The sequence below is a fragment of the Microcoleus sp. S1D4 genome (genome assembly GCF_036700765.1).
Classification (GTDB): domain Bacteria; phylum Cyanobacteriota; class Cyanobacteriia; order Cyanobacteriales; family Microcoleaceae; genus Microcoleus.
In genome coordinates, this window is the sequence record NZ_JAUBPP010000015.1 from 162659 (window position 1) to 182752 (window position 20094).

Sequence of the window (20094 nt, forward strand, 5' to 3'; positions counted from 1 at the left end):
GCGGGTTTATTTATCTCTTTAATTACCCGAAAAATCTGTCGTGAAACCCGCCGCTACAAGTAATATATTGTTTTCCACAAAAAACATTAATCCCGCCACCTTGGTAGCGGGATTTATAGGTTGCAGTTTAACTATCCTCTAGTTTTGCTAGAGTGGAAATTAGCTTACTGCTGAATTAGCTCATCTTAGCCATTTCTTGCTGAATCGTGCTTTTTGCTTCTTTGAATTGAGTAGCCATTTGTTCCATTTGGGCTTCGCTCAGGTTGCGGCGAATTTGAGGGAACATATCGCCTTCTTCTTGCTTGACGTGATCCTGAACCGCTGTTTTAAGCTGTTTGATTTGAGCTTTGAAATCCGCAGAACTGGGGTTCATTGCCTTGATTTTGGCGAGCATTTGCTTCATTTCTGCTTGCTCGTCGTACAGTTCTTGGGTATCGGTGTAGTAGCTGCGAACTGCTGGATAAACTATTTGTTCTTCGGCTTCTGCGTGCACGCTTAAGTCTTTGTAAATTTGACCGAAGAATTCTTGCAGTTTTTGAGGCTCGTCGGTTTTTTCGATTTCCATAAATAGGGTATCGACTTTGCGGTGATCCATTGTGATAATTTCGACAATGTTCATCTCATCTTTGCTGCGGGTGACAGCACCGCCGATGATGCCGCTCATAGCAGCTACAGCATCTTGGACGCGAGCCCAAACGCCTTGGTCGGGGTCTTTTCCGGTGAGTTCGCGCACGCCCAAAATTTCGAGAACTCCTTTGAGTTGTTCTTGGTGAGCGCGGTTTTCAAAGTTAACTGTGTTGAGGGGAGTAATGGCTGCTTCGATGTCTGCGCCGACTACTTGAGCGGCTTTGTGAACTAACATTCCGGCCATTGTTTGTTGGTGTTTGAGCAGTTCGTGCTGACCCACTTTTTCAAACATTGTGAGTTCAGAACCTTTCATTAGTTTGTGAACTGCTTCGATCATTTTTGTGGTGGTTTCTTTGGGTTCACTTTGAACCCCGTATTGGACGATCGTAGTTTCCAGTACGCCCAAGTTTTTGCGATCGTCTTCGAGCATATCGCGGAAGCGATCGCACAGTTCGGAATCGTTGCAGGAATTGATAAACAATTGTTCGTTAGCAATTAGCAGATTTTGCACTGCTTTCATGTCTGCTAATTTAGTTGCGATCGCTTGGCGCTTTGTATCTTCTAAGGTAGCTACCATCTGTCGTGTCTCCTCTCGATGTCTTTAGTGTTCTTTCGTGTTCTGATATCTTTTAATTTATTGGAATATTCCGATCGCTTCCTCTTTCTCCCGACTGATTCATTAATATCCCGCGCAACCTATTGACTTTTAACCCAAGAAATGATAATAGATTAAGGCTAAGGTCGTTTTAAAAAAAAGCCAAAATTACCCTTAATAACAGCCAACAGTCAACAGCCAACAGCCAACAGCCAACAACCAACAGCCAACAGCCAACAGTCAACTGAGTTTTGTATCAATTAATCCAGATCGCAAATCAGTAAAGCGCTACCATAGTTGCAGCCGAAGTTAACTAAAGTTTAAGAATAACTAGCTTGTCTCAACTGCTCGCTGCTTTAGAGTTCCCAGCCAATGTCTGGAAGCTGCACAATGGGTTAACGGTCATTCACCAACGGATGCCGGCCACACCTGTGGTTGCGCTAGACGTGTGGGTGAGGGCTGGCGCTACGCGGGAAACCGATGCTTGGTCGGGAATGGCTCATTTTCTCGAACACATGATATTTAAAGGGACGGATTCGATCGCCCCAGGACAATTTGACCGGGTAATCGAAAATCGCGGCGGTGTCGCCAATGCAGCTACAAGTCACGACTACGCCCATTTTTTCGTCAACTCTGCGGCTGATTATTTAGCAGAAACGGCGCAGCCACTGGCAGAATTGCTGCTGCGCGCTGCGATTCCCGATGCAGAATTCGATCGCGAACGAGATGTGGTGCTCGAAGAAATCCGCCAAGCTCAAGACAGTCCCGATTGGCTGGGTTTCCAAGCATTGATGGAAACAGTTTACCAGCGACATCCCTACAGGCGATCGGTATTAGGAACCGAAGAGTTGCTGATGTCGCGAACTCCCCACGAAATGCGGTGTTTTCATCGGTGGCACTATCAGCCGGATAATATGACTGTGGTGATAGTCGGGGGAATTGATGAACAACAAGCCAGAGACATCACAGAGAAAGCATTCGATCAATTTTCCGATCCGTGGGAATGTCCCAAATTTGCAGCAGAAGCGGAACCGCCGCTGGTAGAAATCCGCCGTCAGGAACTCCGCATCCCCCGACTGGAACAAGGGCGGCTGATGATGGCCTGGACTGGGCCGGGAGTTGAACAGTTGCAAAATGCTTGCGGCTTAGATTTGCTCTCAGTGTTGCTCGCAGACGGGCGGACTTCGCGTTTGGTCAGGGAACTGCGCGAAGAATTACAATTGGTAGAGGCGATAGAAAGCTCTTTCTCGCTACAACGAGAATCTAGTTTGTTTACTATTAGTGCAGTCTTGGAAGCGGATGATATCGAACAGGTGGAAGCTCGGATTTGCGATCGGCTTTGGGAATTGCAATCTGAGCCGGTTTCGGAGGCAGAACTGATGCGCTGTAAGCGTTTGCTGTGCAATGACTTTGCTTTTTCGATCGAAACGCCGGGACAGTTAGCCGGTCTTTACGGATATTACAGTACGATCGCCACTGCCGAATTAGCGCTCAGCTATCCCACCACGATTAAAGCATTTCAACCATTAGACCTGCAGCGCCTAGCTCAACAATATTTATCTCCCCGTCGCTACGCGGCTGTGGTGCTCAAGCCTGTTTGATTGTTAAGCAAGTGAATATCAATAGACTTCAGATTTCACAGGAGAAGTCACGGACTCGATAGAGAAACCGCAGATATCAAACAGATAAACACTGATTCACCCAGATGATTTCAGGGTATTTTCCGATTTTGCAAAAAAGGTCTAATATCTTTTGTACCGGATAGATGTTTGTTTGTGCGGGGTTTTTTGTGCTGGCGGCGCAGCCGGATCGAGTAGATTTTGTTACATTTAGATATTGTGCGTCCAACCCTAGCCGGTCTGACAGCATCAGTCTGGAACGCACCACTATCAAAGAAACCGGTTTTTTTACTTCATCTGTGAACTACAGCGCGTCTTTTCGTGAAAAACCCGGTTTCTGAGCACCCGTGCGTAAGTCCCGATTGTGACAAGATCCAAATGGAAAATAGCAAAATGCCGATCGAGTAATTCCAACTTATCTTTTTCCCAATTACACATTCCCAATTCCCAATTATCAACTAAATTAATGATGAAAAATGAAATCCAGCGCACTATTTTAGATAACGGTATCGTTGTCTTAGCAGCAGAAAATCCAGCCGCAGATATTATTTCAGCTAGGATATTCCTGCGGGCCGGTAGTCGCTGCGTACAGCCCGAACAAGCAGGATTGTGTCATTTGCTGTCGGCGGTAATGACTAAGGGAACCGATCGCCATTCTTCGCTGGAAATAGCCGAACGTGTAGAATCGGTGGGAGCGAGATTGGGTACAGACTCGACTACAGATTATTTTTTAGTTAGTGTGAAGACGGTTGCTGCCGATTTTCAAGACATTTTGGAATTGGCGGCGGAATTGATGCGATCGCCCACTTTCCCGGAAGCTGAAGTCGAACTCGAACGCCGCATCGCCATATCAGCAATTCGATCGCAGCAAGAACAGCCATTTGCGATCGCCTTCGAGCAATTGCGACAGGCGATGTACAAAGAACATCCCTACGCTTTCTCTACCTTGGGCACGGAAGCTACGATGTCAAAGCTTACCAGAAACGATCTCGAACAGTTCCACAAAACCTATTTTCGTCCCGACAATGTAGTTATTTCTGTAGCCGGCAGAATATCGACCGAAGATGCGATCGCCCTGATCGATCGCACGTTTGGCTCCTGGAAAGCACCTTTAACACCCCTACCCACCTTAAACTTCTCCCCCCTCACGCCCTCCCCTCAAACCGTAGCTAAAGCGCAAGATACCCAGCAATCAGTGATTTTGCTCGGCTACCTTGCACCCTCGGTAAAAAATCCCGACTACGCAGCAATTAAGTTGCTCAATACCTATTTGGGTAACGGTTTGTCGAGCCGGTTGTTTGTGGAATTGCGGGAAAAACGGGGTTTAGCTTACGACGTTTCCGCCCTCTACGCGACACGCCTAGACGCGGCTCAGTTTGTCGCGTACATGGGTACAGCACCGGAAAATACGGTGACAGCTTTTGAAGGATTGCGTACTGAGGTCGATCGGCTAGCCAATACCCAACTAAGCGAAGAAGAATTGCAAGATTGCAAGAATAAAATGCTTGGTCAATATGCTTTAGGAAAACAAACTAATTCGCAAATTGCCCAAGTTTTAGGCTGGTACGAAATTTTGGAATTGGGAATTAAATTTGACGAGCAATTTCAAGCAGAAATTGCTGCAGTTACGACAGCCCAAGCTCAGGAAGCTGCTAAGAAATACTTCATCGAACCGTATATTTCTCTGGTTGGCCCGGAGGCGGCGATCCAGGAATTGGGCGTGATGGCTGTTTGTTGAAAAATTTGTGAGTTTATACCAATTTCATAAAGTAGCGCTAGATATTACCCCCCCCAACTCCCCCAAAGCATCGGGGGGGGCTAAGACTTCATCAGCACATCTTTATAAAAATGGTATTATATCGTTTTCGCTTGCATCGGAATGCTTTAACCGGCGCTAGAACACAGAGTACACAGAGTCCGAGAATATATATCTGAATCATTCCGATGCTACCGGATTTGATATTACTCGTTACCAGGCAGAGCCTGGTAACGCAGATCCGGAGGCTCTCATTCTATTGAATGTTCGATCCAATATTCCCCTGTTTAACTTCCCAGCAAGCCAAACTTTTCAAGGGTAAAACAAACTTTCAAGCAGACTCTGGAACTTAGTTTGTCTAAAAGATATCTGCGTTTATCTGCGTTTATTTGCGGTTTTATACAATCCAAGAGTTTTTGCAAAAATGTCATATTATATGGATGAACCGCCATAAAAATCCATCGCGCGTGCGAACTTGGGTTCTGGGACAGAAAGCGGATTGAAGTCCGCACGACAAACCGTTTTTGTTATGGTAATCGATCGCGTGCGATCTAAGTTTACTGCACAAAAAAATTGATGTTAATCCCAGTAACTCAAGTCAGATATGGATACAAACCGCAATTATTTGGTACCAGTATAGAAGCCGAATTGCTGATGTTTTAACTGTTGCAGCGGCTGACTCCCCAAGCAAAAGTAACTCTCGCCATCGACTTTAATCGAGCCGTGCGGAGCCTAGCAATATCGGGAATAGAAAGCCAGTACAAGAGTGCAAATCCTGTATTTAAAAGGCAGGAATTTATTAAACGGCGCTTGGGTTCTGATTGGATAAATATTTTATTTTATACTTATAATTGGGGTGATTTGGTGATTCAAAATCCAATTTGGTTGGCGCGAAAAATAGCCGATATTCTGGAACCGTTAGGCATTTCCTATTTAGTTGGTGGCTCTGTGGCAAGTTCTTTGCTGGGAGAAAACAGAGCTACAAAAAATTTAGATTTGATAATTAATATTTTGCCACAGCAAGCGGCACAACTAATCTGCGCCATGTCCGACGATTTTTATATTAGCGAATCGGCGGTATTTGAAGCAGTTTTTAGATCTAAAAGTTTACCTCGCAAATCGTCTTTTAATGTGATTTATTTGCCTGCCATTGAAAAGGCTCATTTTTTTGTAATGAGTAATGACGATCCTTTTTCGGTTTCTGTGATGAACCGCCGCCAGTTGCACGTTACGAGTGCTGGATCGGAGCGAGGAATTTATATTTATTCAGCCGAAGATATCATTCTGCAAAAACTCTGTTTCTATAAACAGAATGGGGCTGTTTTTAAAAGGCAGTGGAAAGATGTATTGGGTGTTGTGAAGGTACAGGGCGATCGGCTAAATTTTAATTATTTAAACGAATGGGGGGAATGTCTAAAGGTTGTAGATTTGCTAGCACAAGCGTTGCAGCAATCTGGATTAGAGTAGTTACATTCTCCCAAGTTGTGTATTTAACTTTTTAAGTTGATTCGGCTGCGTCAGATTGGGTGATTTGCCGATCGCCCAAAATTTTTAACTGATGAATTCTACTGATTTCTGGGACGATCGCCCGCAAGCATTAAAAGCCACAAAAAAATCAGCACGCTGCCATTGAACCTTTAGTGTGCGCGATCGGTCTAAATAACAGACAGACCCATCAGGTCTAATCTATATGTACTTTTTTAGAATATGTACCTTGTAAAAAACTTTCACATTAAAAAAGAGCTGACTCCCTGGCTGGGCGGGCTTCTCGCCACCGGATTGCTGGCAGGAGCAGGCTACACAGCTTACAGCCAATTCGCAGTCCAACAGCGTAGCGAAACCGGGCGCAAGGAAAAAACCGTTGCTGTAGAAAGGCTCAACCTGCCGATTACAATTTCGGCAAACGGCACGATTGTGCCGGAACGTTCCGTCAACGTCAGTCCCAAAACTTCAGGAATGCTCAAAAGTTTGCTTGTCAACGAAGGAGATAGCGTTGAAAAAGGGCAGATTCTCGCCTACATGGACGACTCCAACCTCCAAGGCCAACTTACTCAAACTCGCGGACAACTCGCAGCCGCCGAAGCAAACTTGCAAAAATTGCTCAACGGTAATCGAAGCCAAGATATTGCTTCGGCTAAGGCAGTTTTATCAGAACAACAGGCAAGTCTGGAAAAATTGCTCAACGGTAATCGAACCCAAGATGTTGCTGTCGCTGAGGCGCAATTAGCTGAACAACAGGCAAATTTACAAAAATTGCTCAATGGCAATCGAACTCAGGAGATTGTCGTCGCCGAGGCACAAGTGGCAGAACAACAGGCAAATTTACAAAAATTGCTTGAGGGAAATCGGCCTGAAGATATCGCCCAAGCAAGTGCCAAACTCAAAGATGCCGAATACGCTGAAAATCAGGCAGAGGAAGAGTTTCAGAGAAATCAAGAACTTTATACTGCTGGGGCGATTGCTTTACAAGTTGTCAACAATTCCCGCACCGCGCGCGATCGAGCCGGCACGCAAGTCAGACAAGCCGAACAAGCTGTAGCTTTGCTGAAAGCGGGTGCTCGCCCCCAAGAAATCGCAGCAGCTAGGGCTGCAGTGGAGCAGAAACGGCAAGCTTTGGCCCTAGCGCGATCGGGCGCACGCCCCGAAGATATCGCTGCAGGGCGGGCTGCAGTGGAGCAGAAACGGCAAGCTTTGGCCTTGGTGCGATCGGGCGCGCGCCCCGAAGAAATCGCCCAAGCCCGCGCCGCTGTCGAGCAAAAACAGCAAGCTTTAGCGCTGCTAGAAGCCGGTTCTCGCCCCGAAGAAATCGACCAAGCCCGCGCCCAAGTTCTCTCCGCTAAAGGCAGCCTGCAAAGCGTTCAAGCCCTGATCGATGACACTGTGTTGCGGGCTCCTTTTAGCGGCACTGTCACCCGCAAATACGCAGATCCGGGCGCTTTTGTGACTCCAACTACGGCGGGAAGTGCGGTTTCTTCGGCGACTTCTTCTTCGATTTTGTCCTTAGCTTCAAAAAATCAATTAATCGCAAACGTAGCAGAAACTAATATTGCTCAGATTCAGATCGGCCAAGCTGCGTCTATTCAAGCCGATGCTTTTGCAGGAAAGACCTTTGCCGGTAAAATCACTCAAATTTCCCCTCAGTCGATCGTCCAGCAAAATGTGACGAGTTTTGAGGTAAGAGCCGCAATTATTGATGACAAACAAATGCTGCGTTCTGGGATGAATGTCAACGTAGAGTTTAAAGCAGGCGAGCTCAAAAATGTTTTGGTAGTCCCCACTGCGGCAATTGTCCGCCAACAAAGGGCAACCGGGGTATTTGTTCCCGGTGGAAAAGATGGCAAACCTGCTTTTATGCCGATTAAAACTGGTATGACGGTGGATGACAAGACGGAAGTGCGATCGGGTTTGAAAGGAGATGAAAAAGTGCTGCTTAGTGTACCCGCCGGATTGCGGCCGAAATCGCAAAATCCATCGGGCGGGATACCGGGTTTGCAACCAGGTGGTAGAACGCGATTGCGTTAGTGGGAAAAATGAAGAAGGAAAGCACAACACAGATTAATTATTGAGCATAAATCATATTAAATATGTTGGCATCATAAATATCGATCTCTTTCTTCTCTCCCTCTGTGTTCTCTGCGCTCTCTGCGGTAAAAAAAAATCTTAATCCTCACTTAGCCATTACCTATTACCTATTCCCAACTACCTAATGAAATTAAAGACTCGCCCACCTATTAAGAAAATATCCAACCTTCAAATCGCCTTCATGGCGACAGAAGCGCTGTGGAATAACAAATTGCGTACCAGTTTAACCATGCTGGGTGTAATTATTGGGATATCTTCAGTAATTGCCATTACTTCGGTAGGACAAGGAGTCCAAAAATCAACAGAAGAACAGTTAAAATCTTTGGGTACAAATGTGCTGTTGGTGTTATCCGGTGCTTCGCGATCGGGCGGTGTCAGTCAGGGAAGCGGTTCTGCTACTACCCTAACTTGGGATGACGCAAAGGCGATCGGCAAACAAGCTCCCGCAGTCAAAGCAATTACCGCTTATTTGCAGCGCCAAGTGCAAATCGTTTACGGCGGACAAAATTCATTTACTGCGATTTTAGGAACAGATTTAAACTATCCAGATGTGAAGAACATTCAACCCCAACAAGGACGGTTTTTTACTGAGGATGAATTGAATGCTGCTGAGCCAGTAGTCGTCCTCGGTTCTAAGGTGCGGGACGAACTTTTTGGAGCCGGAGTTAATGCGCTATCCTCCGATATTCGTATTCAGGGAAACCGCTACAAGGTGATTGGAGTGATGGAAACTAAGGGGTCTGTAGGGGGAACCGATCAGGACGATAGAGTGTATATTCCCCTCAAAAATATGTCTTCGCGGATTGTGGGGAGAAATTCTTTGGCGGGGATTGCAATATCAGGTTTTTGGTTGGAAACTGCCAGCGAAGCAGATTTAGCGGATGCTCAATTTCAAGTTGAAAATATCCTGCGTTTGCGCCACAATATTTATCCGCCGCAAGCGGATGATTTTCGAGTTGTCAATCAAACTGAGATTGTTAATACTTTCAGCAATGTGATAGGTTTATTTACAGTTATGGTGGGATCGATCGCCGGAATTTCTTTGGTTGTTGGCGGCATCGGTATTGCTAATATTATGTTGGTGTCTGTTGTGGAGCGCACAAAGGAAATCGGGATTCGCAAAGCGGTAGGTGCTACTAATGCAGCAATTCTGATTCAATTTATGGCGGAATCTATTTTAGTGTCCACCGTGGGAGGAACGGCGGGTATTGGGTTGGGAATTGCGATCGCCTTTGGGGCCGCGACAGCCTTCAAATTTCCATTTGTGGTGTCTGTATGGTCGATTACAGCAGGTTTTGGGCTATCTTTTACCGTCGGGCTATTAGCAGGAGTATTGCCGGCCAGGAATGCGGCTCGCTTAGATCCGATCGCAGCTTTACGCAATGATTGAAATTGAGCCGGTCGTGGGGTACAATTAGAAATTGCCGAAAAAGGTATTTAACACATTATCTATAGCCTTCTGTGTCTTCCGCAGCACAGGCGGGATGCGCGTAAATTTCTACGCCTGTAATTTTCTACAGCAAACAAAACCTGAATGAGCAACCAACCAGAACTCAACAAATACAAGCAAGAAATAGCAGATTTGTACAGCAGCAGAAGTCAAACCTATGACAATAGCGATTGGCATTTACAGATTGCTCGCCGTCTGGTAGAATACGGGGGAGTGAGTTTGGGTCACCAGATTTTAGACATTGCAACGGGAACAGGTCATGTGGCGATCGCAGCAGCTCAACTTGTGGGGTCAGAAGGTCGAGTTGTAGGCATAGATATTGCAACGGGAATGCTCGATCGAGCCAGAAAAAAAGCTCAAGAATTAAGTCTCAAAAATACCGAATTTCTACTTGCAGATGCCGAAGCGCTCGACTTTCCAGTCAATAGCTGCGATCGCATATTTTGTGCCTCTGCCTTTATTTGGATGTCCGACTTGCACGCAGCCCTCACCCACTGGCACCAATTTCTCAAACCAGGCGGCATCCTAGGGATTCAAGCCTTTGCCGATACCGCTTTTGTGGGAGGAATTGTGACGCAGAAAGTAGCTAAAAAATACGGCATTTCCTTCAAAATGAGCCAACCCACAGGTACTGTAGAAAAGTGCCGCAGCTTGCTCGAAAAAGCAGGATTTAAGGATGTAGAATTTAAAATTGATCGAGATGGTAGCTATATCAGTTTAGAAAAAGCAAAAGCAATGTGGGCGGGAAGTTTTCATCCGGCTCCCGGACAGTATCCGCCTCCTTTGTCAACACTTTCAACCGAGCAATTAGCGCAAGCCAAAGCTGAGTTTGATGCTGAAATAGAAGCGTTGCAAACCGAGCAAGGAATTTGGAACGATATCACAACTTTTTATGTTTTCGGTCGGAAATAGTAGGAGGGCGCGCACTGCACACCTTACTCCCTGTGTGTACTCATCCGCGTTTATCTGCGTGCATCTGCGGTTAAAGATTCCAAATCTTCCAGCATAGTTAGATTGAGACAATTTAAGATGCTAGATTTAATCGGGCGCTTTTCATCCCAAAATACCATTGATGAATAAAAGCTAATTGCCGCAGGTGAATTCAATAACTTAAAAATTTTACGTGCGATTCCTTCGTCTTCAAAGCTGAGAAAATAAACAGTATCATCAAAAATTACAGGTTTATCAGCAATTGCACCGATCAATCTGAAATCCAATTTTTTATAAAGTCCGCAAATGGCTATTTTCCAAAATTTAAAACTATAATCGCCAACTCCAAAAACAGAAAAGCGAGGATTATGTTGATAAATCTTGCTTTTGCGATTGTCTAAATATTGTGCGTTTTTTTCGAGATAGTACCCAGTTTTAGGAGCTATATGGCTGATATATTCGGTTGATTCGCCAATAAATTTTTGAGTTACTAAAATATAGCGATTTGTGGCATCAATCCGATTTTGAGCGACATCCGATCCTTTAAGTAGCGGAAATAGATAAGTTTCCTCAATCTCGACAGCTTCCCCAAATCCATTGACAAAAAAATTATCAATTTTCCGAAATTCCATCACATTCGAGCAGTCATGTTTGACACCAGATCGCCATTTTACCCCTGAATTCACCGCATATAAATTACCCAATTTACTGAAAGAGTTTATATCCTTAACCAGGAGATTGTTGTGATATCCGATTCGGTGGCAGTCAGAACTTTCTAAACTGCTAAATACATCGCAGAAGTAGTTTTGTGAGCTTGAGTCAAACTTGCAGAATAACAGACAGGCATCAACATTTGCATCAAAATACTTTTTAGCATCTATTTTGTAAGTTGCACAGCTAGCGAGATTAAGTTTTCTTGAATGAATGTAGTTCAATAACTTTCTGGAAACGGAAGTCTTGCAAAGCATTGCCAGAGTTGCGTCACGATTTTGCAACCAGTGAATCGCTTTAATCAGCATCCATTCTGAGATGTCGAAATTACTTTTACCTGTGAGTGCATCTAAGCCAGTGTGCTTTTGAAAATTACTTTTCTTCGGCAAGTTTTTACTGCCAATAGTTCCTTGTTGTGAGTTTGTTACCCAAGGAAAGTTGCCAAGTACCAGCACCCTATGATTAAATTGGTTGATTAATGATGTCCAGTCAAACTCAAAAAAATCTCCGTGTTTAACCTCACATCTTTTATCCTGCAACAATTCATGCTTAGGTTTTAATTCTATTAAATAACTTTGATTGATTTCAACCCCGATAATCTTGCTGGCGGATGGAAACGAATTTGCAGCAGCTTTAATGAAATTACCTATCCCGCAAGTTGGCTCAATGATGACTTTGGGGTTAACATCAAGTTCTATCAATTTCCGACACACCATCTCGGCTAATGCCAGCGGTGTCTGAAAATCACCGTATTCTAGTTTGGTTTTGCGAACTGTGGAAATCATGAGTTAAATCTATAAACTGCGATAACGCCGTCTTGTTGTCCGGCACGCTCAATTACTCTGCCATACTGAAGTCGCCATTGTAACGCATTAGAAATGGTTAAAAAACCCTGTAGTGGCGGATTTATCATGATTTCGCCTACAATTTTATCTGCCTCTATTTCGTCAACTGGTAGATTTTTGTCAAGCAGAAAAGCCAGCAAATCATCTTTGTTGCCTTCGTTGTCTAAAATATTGCGAATTCCACGGGTCATTTGAAAATCTGCTGTTCTTTCGGCACTTACGTAAATTGTATGCAAAATATTCAGCGTTGCAGTTCGATTTGTACTGTTGTCTGTCTTTTCGTAAACAAAGATAATCAGTGAATATCCCAGCCCAAAAATCTTTTGCCTTGCAGATTTGAAAGGACATGACGACTGCGGTTACCTAATGCTTGTTACCTTCACCTCAACTAATATCCCTGGGAAATCGATGCCGCTTGCTGAATTGCCATCTATAAATTCATATTTTTGCTTGAGATAGAGTCTGAACTTTTGCTCCAAATATGTCCCAACAGCCTTTCCGTCTGTGATGCCGTAAAGCAGAGGTTCCGGGTGTTGAGACTCGGCGGCTGAAAATATTGCCGCCTCAGAACAAAGAATTTCTGCGGTCAGAGTCGTCATAGGGAGTTTGCGTGTATCTGCGGTTAAAAAATCAAAATTAGCCAAAAAACAGAGGGCGAGTTTCACATAAAACTTAACCCCAAAAGTCAAATTTTATGATCTAAACCCGCCCTCGCAAAACTCTCTTAATAAGCGTCTTGCAATTCGTAGAAATCAGGGGAAATGTAATCTTTCCGCAGCGGCCAGCCAACCCAATCTTCGTTCATCAAAATCCGTTTCAGATTCGGATGTCCTTCGTAGACAATGCCGTACATATCGTAGGATTCCCGCTCTTGAAAGTCGGCTGCTTTCCAAATCCAGTAGACTGATGGCACTCTGGGATCTTCGCGGGGGATAAATACTTTGACGCGGACTTCTTCGGGATGGGAAGCATTATCTGTCAGCTTAGCCAAGTGGTAGACGCTGACTAAATCTTCTCCAGGGCCTTGGTCGTAGGCGCACTGGCACTGCATATAATTGAAGCCGTAGGCATACAGTGCTGTTGACATCGGAATTAGGAATTCTCGATCGACCTTTAATATCTCCACGCCCAAATTATCGGCCGCTAAAGCTTCGTGTTCAAAGCCATTTTGAGTCAGCCACTGAGAAACCTTCCCAGCTTCAACAATCGAGGTTTCTGTCTCAGCCACGTTGTACCTCCTGTTTTTGTCCTGCAAGCAGGGCGGGCGGTACTGGCATTCCCATTGCTTCAGTCAATTCCTTCGGCGGGGCCATCCGGCCGGGAATTGACAAATATTTGCCGTCCAAAATGTCATCTACTACTTTCATTTTGTGGGGTCTGGTGTAGTAGCGGTGGGTGGGCAGCAAGTTGCCACGTTCTTGCATAGAATCGTTGGCGATTTTTTTCCGCAGTTTGATAATTGCGTCAATAATCGCTTCTGGACGTGGAGGACAGCCGGGGATGTACACATCTACGGGAATCAGTTTGTCAACGCCTCTGACTGCTGTGGGGGAGTCTACGCTGAACATTCCGCCGGTGATGGTGCAAGCGCCCATCGCGATGACATATTTGGGTTCGGGCATTTGTTCGTACAGCCGCACCAAAATGGGGGCGTACTTCATGGTAATTGTGCCGGCGGTGATTAACAAGTCGGCTTGCCGGGGACTCGATCGGGGTACTAAGCCGAATCTGTCGAAGTCGAAGCGCGAACCGATCAAAGCTGCAAACTCGATGAAGCAGCAAGCCGTACCGTAAAGCAGCGGCCACAGACTCGAAAGTCTCGCCCAGTTGTAGATGTCGTCAACCGTGGTTAGGATGACGTTCTCTGATAATTCGGATGTGACTTGCGGGCGCTCTGCCGGATTGACAATTAGCGATTTTTGTGATGTGTCTGAACTTAAGACCATTCTAAGGCTCCTTTGCGCCATGCATATACAAGAGCAATAACGAGGATCGTGATAAAAAACAAGGCTTCGATGAAAGCCAAGAGTCCTAGCTGGTTGAAAGCTACCGCCCAAGGATATAGGAAGACAGTTTCTACGTCGAAGATGACGAAGACCAGGGCGAACATATAATATCGGATGTTGAACTGAATCCAGGCTCCGCCGATCGGCTCGACGCCAGATTCGTAGGTAGTGCGTCGGTCGTAGGGACGACTTTTGGGCCGTAGTACCTTAGACGCCGTGAGGGCGAGGATAGGCACTAGGCTCGAAATTAGCAGGAAGCCTAAAAAATACTCGTAGCCGCTGAGTGCAAACACGGTGAATAATTACTGCCTCGGTGAAAGGGTTTGTAACTCTATCTTTACATTATATGGATTTTGCGTAGCTAGAATTACGAATTAGTTGAGATTAATCGTCCATATTCTGCAATAATTTTTAATGTATCTTTTAAGATTAGCTTACGTACCCTTTTGGAGCTATGAGCGATCCAGCCACTGAGACTAAAACCCTCGATCGGCACGAGTGCCGCGCCTGCGGCTACGTCTACGATCCGAAAAAGGGAAATCCTAAAGTTGACATTGCCCCTGGCACGGCTTTTGAAGATTTGCCCCAAACTTGGGTTTGTCCCGTTTGCGCGGCACGCAAGTCCATGTTTCAAAATCTCGGTCAGCAGGAAGGGGTTTCGGGATTTAAGGCAAATCAGCGCTATGGTGTCGGCGTCAACGGTATGACGGAAGGTCAGAAAAGTTTGCTGATTTTTGGCGGCTTGGTCGTTGGTTTCTTGTTTTTACTTAGTATGTATGGTTTGCAGTAGGACGATTGTGAGATTTTGGCAACGAATTGTAATGTTATTGGCGGCTGCGCTCATTTGTACGAGTTGCAGCACGATCGGTTCTGTGAGTTACAACCCCTGGCAGGTGATATCCTTGCCGACGGAAGCTAATTTGCAGGATGTTGCCTTTACGGGCAATCCCGATCGCGGCTGGGTTGTCGGTTCGGAGGCAACTCTGTTTGAAACGACCGATGGCGGCACGAACTGGAAGCAGATAGTTCTGGATATTGATGAGCCGAGGTCGCGTTTTTCGTCGGTGAGCTTTTCCGGTTCCGAAGGCTGGATAGTCGGCCAGCCTTCGGTTTTGCTCCACACTACCGATGAAGGCAACTCTTGGACGCGGATTGCTTTGAGTGCTCAGTTACCGGGTTCTCCAAGTACGATCGCCGCCTTGGGCCCGAAGGCCGCCGAGATGACGACGGATGTGGGGGCAATTTACCGGACTTCTGACGGTGGCAAAAATTGGAAAGCTGTCGTTCAGGATTCCTTTGGGGTAGTTCGCAACATCAACCGTTTTGAAGACGGGCAATATGTGGCAGTTTCCTCCAAGGGCAATTTCTATTCCGTGTGGAAACCCGGACAAGAAGCTTGGGAACCTCACAACCGCAATAGTTCTCGCCGCCTGCAAAATATGGGCTTTACCAAGGATGGGCGCTTGTGGATGCTCGCCCGCGGCGGTCAAATTCAATTTAGCGATCCAGAAAGTGCCGAAGGTTGGGCAAAACCGTTTTTTCCCGATCGCAAGGCAAGTTGGGGTTTGCTAGACCTGGCTTACCGGACTGATAATGAAGTTTGGGTAGCCGGCGGCGGCGGCAATTTGCTGTGCAGCTTAGATGGCGGGAAAACTTGGCAAAAAGACCGCGAAGTTGAGGATGTTCCCGCTAATTTTTACAAAATTGTCTTCATGGGGCCCGATCGCGGATTTGTGCTCGGCGCTAAGGGCACTCTACTGAAATATCAAGGTTCAGCACAAGCTGCTTGATAGTAGAATAGTAATAGAGATTGTCTGTCGATTTGTTGTTGAAAGGAGGATTCTAAATGTCAGGTACAACTGGAGAGCGTCCGTTTGGGGACATTATTACAAGTATCCGTTATTGGGTAATTCACAGCATCACCATTCCGGCTTTGTTTATTGCTGGATGGTTGTTTGTGCAAACCGGTTTGGCTTACGATGCTTTTGGCACTCCTCGCCCCAACCAGTATTTCACAGAGCAGCGCCAAGAAATCCCGATTGTCTCGGATCGCTTTGAAGCTAAACAACAAGTAGATCAGTTCATTGCCAAGTAATTTAACAAGGAGTTGGAAAAATGACTAGCAGAACGCCAAACAATGAGCCGATTTCGTATCCGATTTTTACGGTACGCTGGTTGGCAGTTCATACTTTAGGTGTCCCAACAATTTTCTTTTTGGGCGCGATCGCAGCAATGCAATTTATTCAACCATAGGAGTTTACGATGCCTGAACGCATTCCTAATCCCAACGAACAACCCGTAGAGTTAAATCGCACTTCCCTTTATTTGGGTCTGTTGATGATTTTTTGTCTGGGTATTTTGTTCTCCAGTTATTTCTTTAACTAACTGGTGACGCTAGTTTGATGTCTGCAGTTCGATGAATTTGTTTTGCTGTGAATTAATGAGGTGATGGCTATGTTTAGTGAAAGTGGCAGAATTCCTTTGTGGCTGGTAGCTACTGTCGCAGGCCTAGGTGTTCTGAGCATTGTGAGCCTTTTCTTCTACGGCGCTTATGCCGGTTTGGGTTCTTCGATGTAAGGAGAATCTCGCGTATTTTACGCCTCAAACCCCCCTAAAAAAAAGGGGGGTTTAATTATGCGAATTTGGTTGGTAAATCCGGGATAAATATTAGAAAAATTGTTGATTATTTGGCAAATTTATGATATTAAACTGCTTTTGGTCAATAAACCTGTAGGGACGGGTTAACCAATCATATCGTTTCCGGTTGCATCGGAATAATAAAATCGAGTCAACAGTCAGTAGGGGCGGTGCCTGTGAATGCGGGCCCTCTTAACAGTCAACAGTCAACAGTCAACAGTCAACAGTCAACATCATAAGGAGTGTTACCGGAAATGATATCACCCTCTCCTATCATGTCCACACTACGAACCCACGAGAAAATCTCGCCCGAAACCGGGTTTCCTTCGAGAGATTTCGCCACCAAACCGAGATTTTCCCAGAAACCAGGTTTCTGAGCCCCAGGGGCAATCTCGCCCGAAATCCGGTTGATTTCGAGATATATCCATAAAAACTGGATTTTTATCTGATCGGGCCTGCTTTGGGAATTAGCCAAAAGTTGCGAGTAGAATAGTGCAAGAGCCGATCGCTCGATCGTAGTCCATAGCGAAATATGACCCCACCGCAGCCGCCCCGCAAACCTCAAACCGTCTTGGGTGCGATCACCCAAGCAGTCCAGACTATTGCCAAGGTTAATTTTAACCAGCTAGCCCTGAAACCGAATGCCAAAGTACCCGAACTGTGGGTACAAGATGCGGGTGCAGCTAAAGCTGAGGTTTATCCGCTATTGGGCGATCGATATTTATTAGGTCGATCGTCCAAATCATCAGATATTGTAGTTCGCAATCCCGTTGTCAGTCACGTCCACCTATCCCTGTCGCGGGATACTCGGCGGCGGACTCCTTTTGTGATCAAAGACGAAGACTCAACCAACGGCATTTACTCCGGCAAAAGGCGAGTTAAAAGTATGTCCCTACGTCACGGAGACGTGTTCACCTTGGGCCCGCCGGAACTCGCCGCCGCCGTCAGAGTTCAGTACGTAGATCCGCCGCCTTGGTATTTGGAATTTGTGCGCTACAGCTTTTACGGAGTCAGCGGCATCACCGCTTTGATTGCGGTGTTGGTAGGTGTTGAATCGACCAAGTTTCAAGTGCGGCCTCTGCCGAGAAGCATCAACGGCCCCGTGATTGTTTACGCCCGCGACGGACAAACTCCCCTGCGCCCTCCCCAGAACAACGCCCACGTAGAATTAAAGGGATTGCAGGATTTTTCGCCTTATTTGTCCAAGGCGGTACTTGCTTCCGAAGACAGCCGCTACAATTGGCATTTGGGCGTAGATCCGATCGGGGTTTTGCGCGCACTGTTGACCAACGTGCGCGGCGGAGGAATTCGCGAAGGCGGCAGCACAGTGACGCAGCAGTTAGCCAGGAGTTTGTTTCGAGATTATGTGGGAACTCAAGATTCTGCCGGACGCAAATTGCGGGAAGCCGTAGTTGCTTTGAAACTGGAGAATTATTACAGCAAAGACGAATTGTTGCTGACTTATTTGAATCGCGTGTTTTTGGGAATTGACCTGTACGGTTTTGAGGATGCGTCTCGGTTTTATTTTGGCAAGTCGGCGAAGGATTTAAGTTTGTCGGAGGCGGCGACTTTGGCAGGTATTTTGCCCGCACCAAATAGTTTCAATCCGATTCAAAATTATCAGTTGGCTGTGCAGTATCGCGATCGGGTCATCGAACGGATGCGGGCACTGGGGACAATTTCTCAGGAAGAAGCCGATCGCGCGAGGCGATCGCGAATCGACATCAATCCCAAAGCCCGCCAATATCTGCAAAGTACGATCGCTCCTTATTTCTACAGTTATGTATTTGACGAATTGGAGTTTTTGCTGGGAGAACAGTTAGCCAGAGAAGGCAATTTTATAGTAGAAACAGGCTTGAATCCCAGCCTGCAAAAAGTAGCCGAATCTTCCCTCCAAAATGCCGTAGAAAATGTCGGAGCCAGTGCAGGTTTTTCTCAAGGAGCCGTAGTAACTCTCAATACTGCCACCGGAGAAGTCTTAGCATTAGTTGGGGGCGTAAGTTACTTGCAAAGTCAGTTTAATCGAGCTACCCAAGCATTGAGACAGCCCGGTTCTACATTTAAGATTTTTGCCTATACAGCAGCCCTAGAACGCGGAATTCCCCCCACCAAAACCTATTCGTGCGAGCCGCTTTCCTGGGGCGGACAAAGTTACAGCGGCTGCGAAAGAACCAGCGGCAGTGCTGATATGTATCGGGGCATAGCACAGTCGGAAAATGCAATTGCTTTGAGAGTAGCACAAGATGTCGGTTTAGACAATGTAGTGGGAATGGCAAGACGTTTGGGCATTACATCTCCACTGCGTTCTTCTCCCGGTTTGGTATTAGGTGAAAGTGAAGTTAACGTATTGCAATTAACGGGTGCATTCGGGGTTTTGGCGAACCGGGGTTTGGGCAACCGCCCCCACGTAATCAAGCGAATTATTGACAGCAGCGACTGCAAAGATCGAAATGATTTTAACAGTTGTCGGGTGATTTATGACTATCAAAAAGATAGCGTTGCCAACCGGCAGTTAGTTTCTGAAGCTGTAGCGGATACGATGACGGATATGCTGCAAGGTGTGGTGCGGGGAGGTACGGGGAGCAGTGCTGCTTTGGGTTTGGGAGAAGCTGGAAAAACAGGCACGACTAATGATAATAGAGATTTGTGGTTTGTCGGTTATATTCCCAGTCAGCAAATGGTGACGGGAGTTTGGTTGGGAAATGATGATAATTCTCCGACTGCCGGAGGTAGTGCAAATGCTGCTCAGTTGTGGGGGGAATATATGCGGCAAGTGGCGCGTTAAGTCAGTTGTTAGTTGTTAGTTGTTAGTTGTTAGTTGTTAGTAGTTAGTAGTTAGTAGTTATTGGTTATACCAAATCGGGGTTTTGGATACTCTTGATGAACCAGTCGGCGCAGGCCGACTTTGTTTGACTTTCTGGCGGTTTCAACCGCCGAATCATAAAGGAGCTATGTTACCAAGATGTCGATATACTTATACCAATTTCATAAAGTAGCGCTAGATATTACCCCCCCCAACCCCCCGATGCTTTGGGGGGGCTAAGACTTCATCTATACCACATCTTTAGAAAAATGGTATTAAACACCTCCTACAGTCCTCTCTTCTGTAAGTTGCCAGATAAAAGGAGGCAGAGCCTCCGGATCTGCATTACCAGGCAGAGCCTGGTAACGAGCAATTTGTCTAGTAATTTTTATTGAAAGTCTTGTGAGGTGTCGGGCCCGCCCTAAAAATATAATTTAGATGCGCGACAGCTTACTGACAACTAACAACTAACAACTAACAACTAACAACTAACAACTAACAACTAACAACTAACAACTAACAACTAACAACTA

The 20094-nt window shown here is 46.0% G+C and carries 20 protein-coding genes; 13 read left to right on the top strand and 7 right to left on the bottom strand.

All coding sequences use genetic code 11. From position 1 onward, the window contains the following. Positions 1-175: 175 nt before the first annotated feature. Entirely contained in the window at positions 176-1204 is a 1029-nt protein-coding gene (locus QT998_RS17315) for a hemerythrin domain-containing protein (protein ID WP_333088620.1), read from the bottom strand. A 353-nt stretch (positions 1205-1557) separates the two neighbouring features. On the opposite strand from QT998_RS17315, the gene QT998_RS17320 reads away from it, so the two are divergent. The 6 genes from QT998_RS17320 (at position 1558) to QT998_RS17345 (ending at position 10541) form a co-directional block, all read left to right on the top strand. Beyond that, positions 1558-2823, top strand: coding sequence for a M16 family metallopeptidase (locus QT998_RS17320; RefSeq protein ID WP_333088619.1), 1266 nt, complete (start codon positions 1558-1560; stop codon positions 2821-2823). 487 nt (positions 2824-3310) lie between these two features. Further along, positions 3311-4579, top strand: coding sequence for a M16 family metallopeptidase (locus tag QT998_RS17325; protein WP_333088829.1), 1269 nt, complete (start codon positions 3311-3313; stop codon positions 4577-4579). Between the two features lie 684 nt (positions 4580-5263). Beyond that, positions 5264-6064 (top strand): hypothetical protein, encoded by an 801-nt coding sequence (locus tag QT998_RS17330; protein ID WP_333088618.1) that lies wholly within the window; start codon positions 5264-5266, stop codon positions 6062-6064. A gap of 240 nt (positions 6065-6304) precedes the next feature. After that, the gene (locus tag QT998_RS17335; protein WP_333115942.1) at positions 6305-8119 is read left to right on the top strand and encodes an efflux RND transporter periplasmic adaptor subunit; all 1815 of its coding nucleotides are present in this window, start codon (positions 6305-6307) and stop codon (positions 8117-8119) included. Positions 8120-8303: 184 nt separating this feature from the next. Continuing rightward, positions 8304-9569: an ABC transporter permease gene (locus QT998_RS17340; protein WP_333115946.1), complete on the top strand. Its 1266-nt coding sequence runs from the start codon at positions 8304-8306 to the stop codon at positions 9567-9569. 144 nt (positions 9570-9713) lie between these two features. Further along, positions 9714-10541, top strand: coding sequence for a class I SAM-dependent methyltransferase (locus QT998_RS17345; protein WP_333115948.1), 828 nt, complete (start codon positions 9714-9716; stop codon positions 10539-10541). A 50-nt stretch (positions 10542-10591) separates the two neighbouring features. Here the strand turns inward: QT998_RS17345 and QT998_RS17350 are convergent, their stop codons facing one another. The 6 genes from QT998_RS17350 to ndhC all read right to left on the bottom strand — a co-directional run bounded on the left by QT998_RS17350 (position 10592) and on the right by ndhC (position 14414). Beyond that, positions 10592-11971, bottom strand: a complete 1380-nt coding sequence (locus QT998_RS17350) for a class I SAM-dependent methyltransferase (protein WP_333115951.1) — start codon at positions 11969-11971, stop codon at positions 10592-10594. An 80-nt stretch (positions 11972-12051) separates the two neighbouring features. Continuing rightward, entirely contained in the window at positions 12052-12306 is a 255-nt protein-coding gene (locus QT998_RS17355; RefSeq protein WP_333088611.1) for a type II restriction endonuclease, read from the bottom strand. A 168-nt stretch (positions 12307-12474) separates the two neighbouring features. Beyond that, a complete protein-coding gene (locus QT998_RS17360) occupies positions 12475-12714 on the bottom strand; it encodes a hypothetical protein (protein WP_333088610.1) in 240 nt (79 codons plus the stop codon). Positions 12715-12839: 125 nt separating this feature from the next. Then, a complete protein-coding gene (locus QT998_RS17365; protein ID WP_194067010.1) occupies positions 12840-13343 on the bottom strand; it encodes an NAD(P)H-quinone oxidoreductase subunit J in 504 nt (167 codons plus the stop codon). Then, the gene (gene ndhK / locus QT998_RS17370) at positions 13336-14061 is read right to left on the bottom strand and encodes a photosynthetic/respiratory NAD(P)H-quinone oxidoreductase subunit K (protein ID WP_333088609.1); all 726 of its coding nucleotides are present in this window, start codon (positions 14059-14061) and stop codon (positions 13336-13338) included. Before ndhK ends, QT998_RS17365 begins: the two co-directional genes overlap by 8 nt. Beyond that, a complete protein-coding gene (gene ndhC, locus QT998_RS17375; protein ID WP_006635500.1) occupies positions 14052-14414 on the bottom strand; it encodes a photosynthetic/respiratory NAD(P)H-quinone oxidoreductase subunit C in 363 nt (120 codons plus the stop codon). Before ndhC ends, ndhK begins: the two co-directional genes overlap by 10 nt. Positions 14415-14575: 161 nt before the next feature. On the opposite strand from ndhC, the gene QT998_RS17380 reads away from it, so the two are divergent. The 7 genes from QT998_RS17380 (at position 14576) to QT998_RS17410 (ending at position 19543) form a co-directional block, all read left to right on the top strand. Beyond that, positions 14576-14911 carry a rubredoxin gene (locus QT998_RS17380; RefSeq protein WP_194009013.1) on the top strand — a complete coding sequence of 112 codons (336 nt, stop codon included), beginning with the start codon at positions 14576-14578 and terminating at the stop codon, positions 14909-14911. Further along, entirely contained in the window at positions 14898-15911 is a 1014-nt protein-coding gene (locus tag QT998_RS17385) for a photosynthesis system II assembly factor Ycf48 (RefSeq protein ID WP_333088607.1), read from the top strand. The genes QT998_RS17380 and QT998_RS17385 overlap by 14 nt, the downstream gene beginning before the upstream one ends. A 56-nt stretch (positions 15912-15967) precedes the next feature. Beyond that, positions 15968-16216 carry a cytochrome b559 subunit alpha gene (gene psbE / locus QT998_RS17390; protein WP_194009015.1) on the top strand — a complete coding sequence of 83 codons (249 nt, stop codon included), beginning with the start codon at positions 15968-15970 and terminating at the stop codon, positions 16214-16216. A gap of 20 nt (positions 16217-16236) precedes the next feature. Beyond that, positions 16237-16374, top strand: coding sequence for a cytochrome b559 subunit beta (gene psbF / locus QT998_RS17395; RefSeq protein WP_194009016.1), 138 nt, complete (start codon positions 16237-16239; stop codon positions 16372-16374). A gap of 9 nt (positions 16375-16383) precedes the next feature. Further along, positions 16384-16506, top strand: coding sequence for a photosystem II reaction center protein L (locus QT998_RS17400; protein ID WP_194009017.1), 123 nt, complete (start codon positions 16384-16386; stop codon positions 16504-16506). 69 nt (positions 16507-16575) lie between these two features. After that, on the top strand, positions 16576-16698 hold the full coding sequence (locus QT998_RS17405; RefSeq protein ID WP_006635506.1) for a photosystem II reaction center protein J: 123 nt from the start codon (positions 16576-16578) through the stop codon (positions 16696-16698). A gap of 592 nt (positions 16699-17290) precedes the next feature. After that, positions 17291-19543 carry a transglycosylase domain-containing protein gene (locus QT998_RS17410; RefSeq protein ID WP_333115957.1) on the top strand — a complete coding sequence of 751 codons (2253 nt, stop codon included), beginning with the start codon at positions 17291-17293 and terminating at the stop codon, positions 19541-19543. The last annotated feature ends 551 nt before the right edge of the window (positions 19544-20094 follow it).

Excerpts from the sequence above, each read along its gene's own strand:
- QT998_RS17315 (WP_333088620.1), bottom strand. The coding sequence starts at position 1,204 with ATGGTAGCTACCTTAGAAGATACAAAGCGCCAAGCGATCGCAACTAAA.
- QT998_RS17325 (WP_333088829.1), top strand. The coding sequence starts at position 3,311 with ATGAAAAATGAAATCCAGCGCACTATTTTAGATAACGGTATCGTTGTC.
- QT998_RS17335 (WP_333115942.1), top strand. The coding sequence starts at position 6,305 with ATGTACCTTGTAAAAAACTTTCACATTAAAAAAGAGCTGACTCCCTGG.
- QT998_RS17340 (WP_333115946.1), top strand. The coding sequence starts at position 8,304 with ATGAAATTAAAGACTCGCCCACCTATTAAGAAAATATCCAACCTTCAA.
- QT998_RS17345 (WP_333115948.1), top strand. The coding sequence starts at position 9,714 with ATGAGCAACCAACCAGAACTCAACAAATACAAGCAAGAAATAGCAGAT.
- QT998_RS17355 (WP_333088611.1), bottom strand. The coding sequence starts at position 12,306 with ATGACCCGTGGAATTCGCAATATTTTAGACAACGAAGGCAACAAAGAT.
- QT998_RS17360 (WP_333088610.1), bottom strand. The coding sequence starts at position 12,714 with ATGACGACTCTGACCGCAGAAATTCTTTGTTCTGAGGCGGCAATATTT.
- ndhK (WP_333088609.1), bottom strand. The coding sequence starts at position 14,061 with ATGGTCTTAAGTTCAGACACATCACAAAAATCGCTAATTGTCAATCCG.
- QT998_RS17380 (WP_194009013.1), top strand. The coding sequence starts at position 14,576 with ATGAGCGATCCAGCCACTGAGACTAAAACCCTCGATCGGCACGAGTGC.
- QT998_RS17385 (WP_333088607.1), top strand. The coding sequence starts at position 14,898 with ATGGTTTGCAGTAGGACGATTGTGAGATTTTGGCAACGAATTGTAATG.
- psbE (WP_194009015.1), top strand. The coding sequence starts at position 15,968 with ATGTCAGGTACAACTGGAGAGCGTCCGTTTGGGGACATTATTACAAGT.
- psbF (WP_194009016.1), top strand. The coding sequence starts at position 16,237 with ATGACTAGCAGAACGCCAAACAATGAGCCGATTTCGTATCCGATTTTT.
- QT998_RS17400 (WP_194009017.1), top strand. The coding sequence starts at position 16,384 with ATGCCTGAACGCATTCCTAATCCCAACGAACAACCCGTAGAGTTAAAT.
- QT998_RS17405 (WP_006635506.1), top strand. The coding sequence starts at position 16,576 with ATGTTTAGTGAAAGTGGCAGAATTCCTTTGTGGCTGGTAGCTACTGTC.
- QT998_RS17410 (WP_333115957.1), top strand. The coding sequence starts at position 17,291 with ATGACCCCACCGCAGCCGCCCCGCAAACCTCAAACCGTCTTGGGTGCG.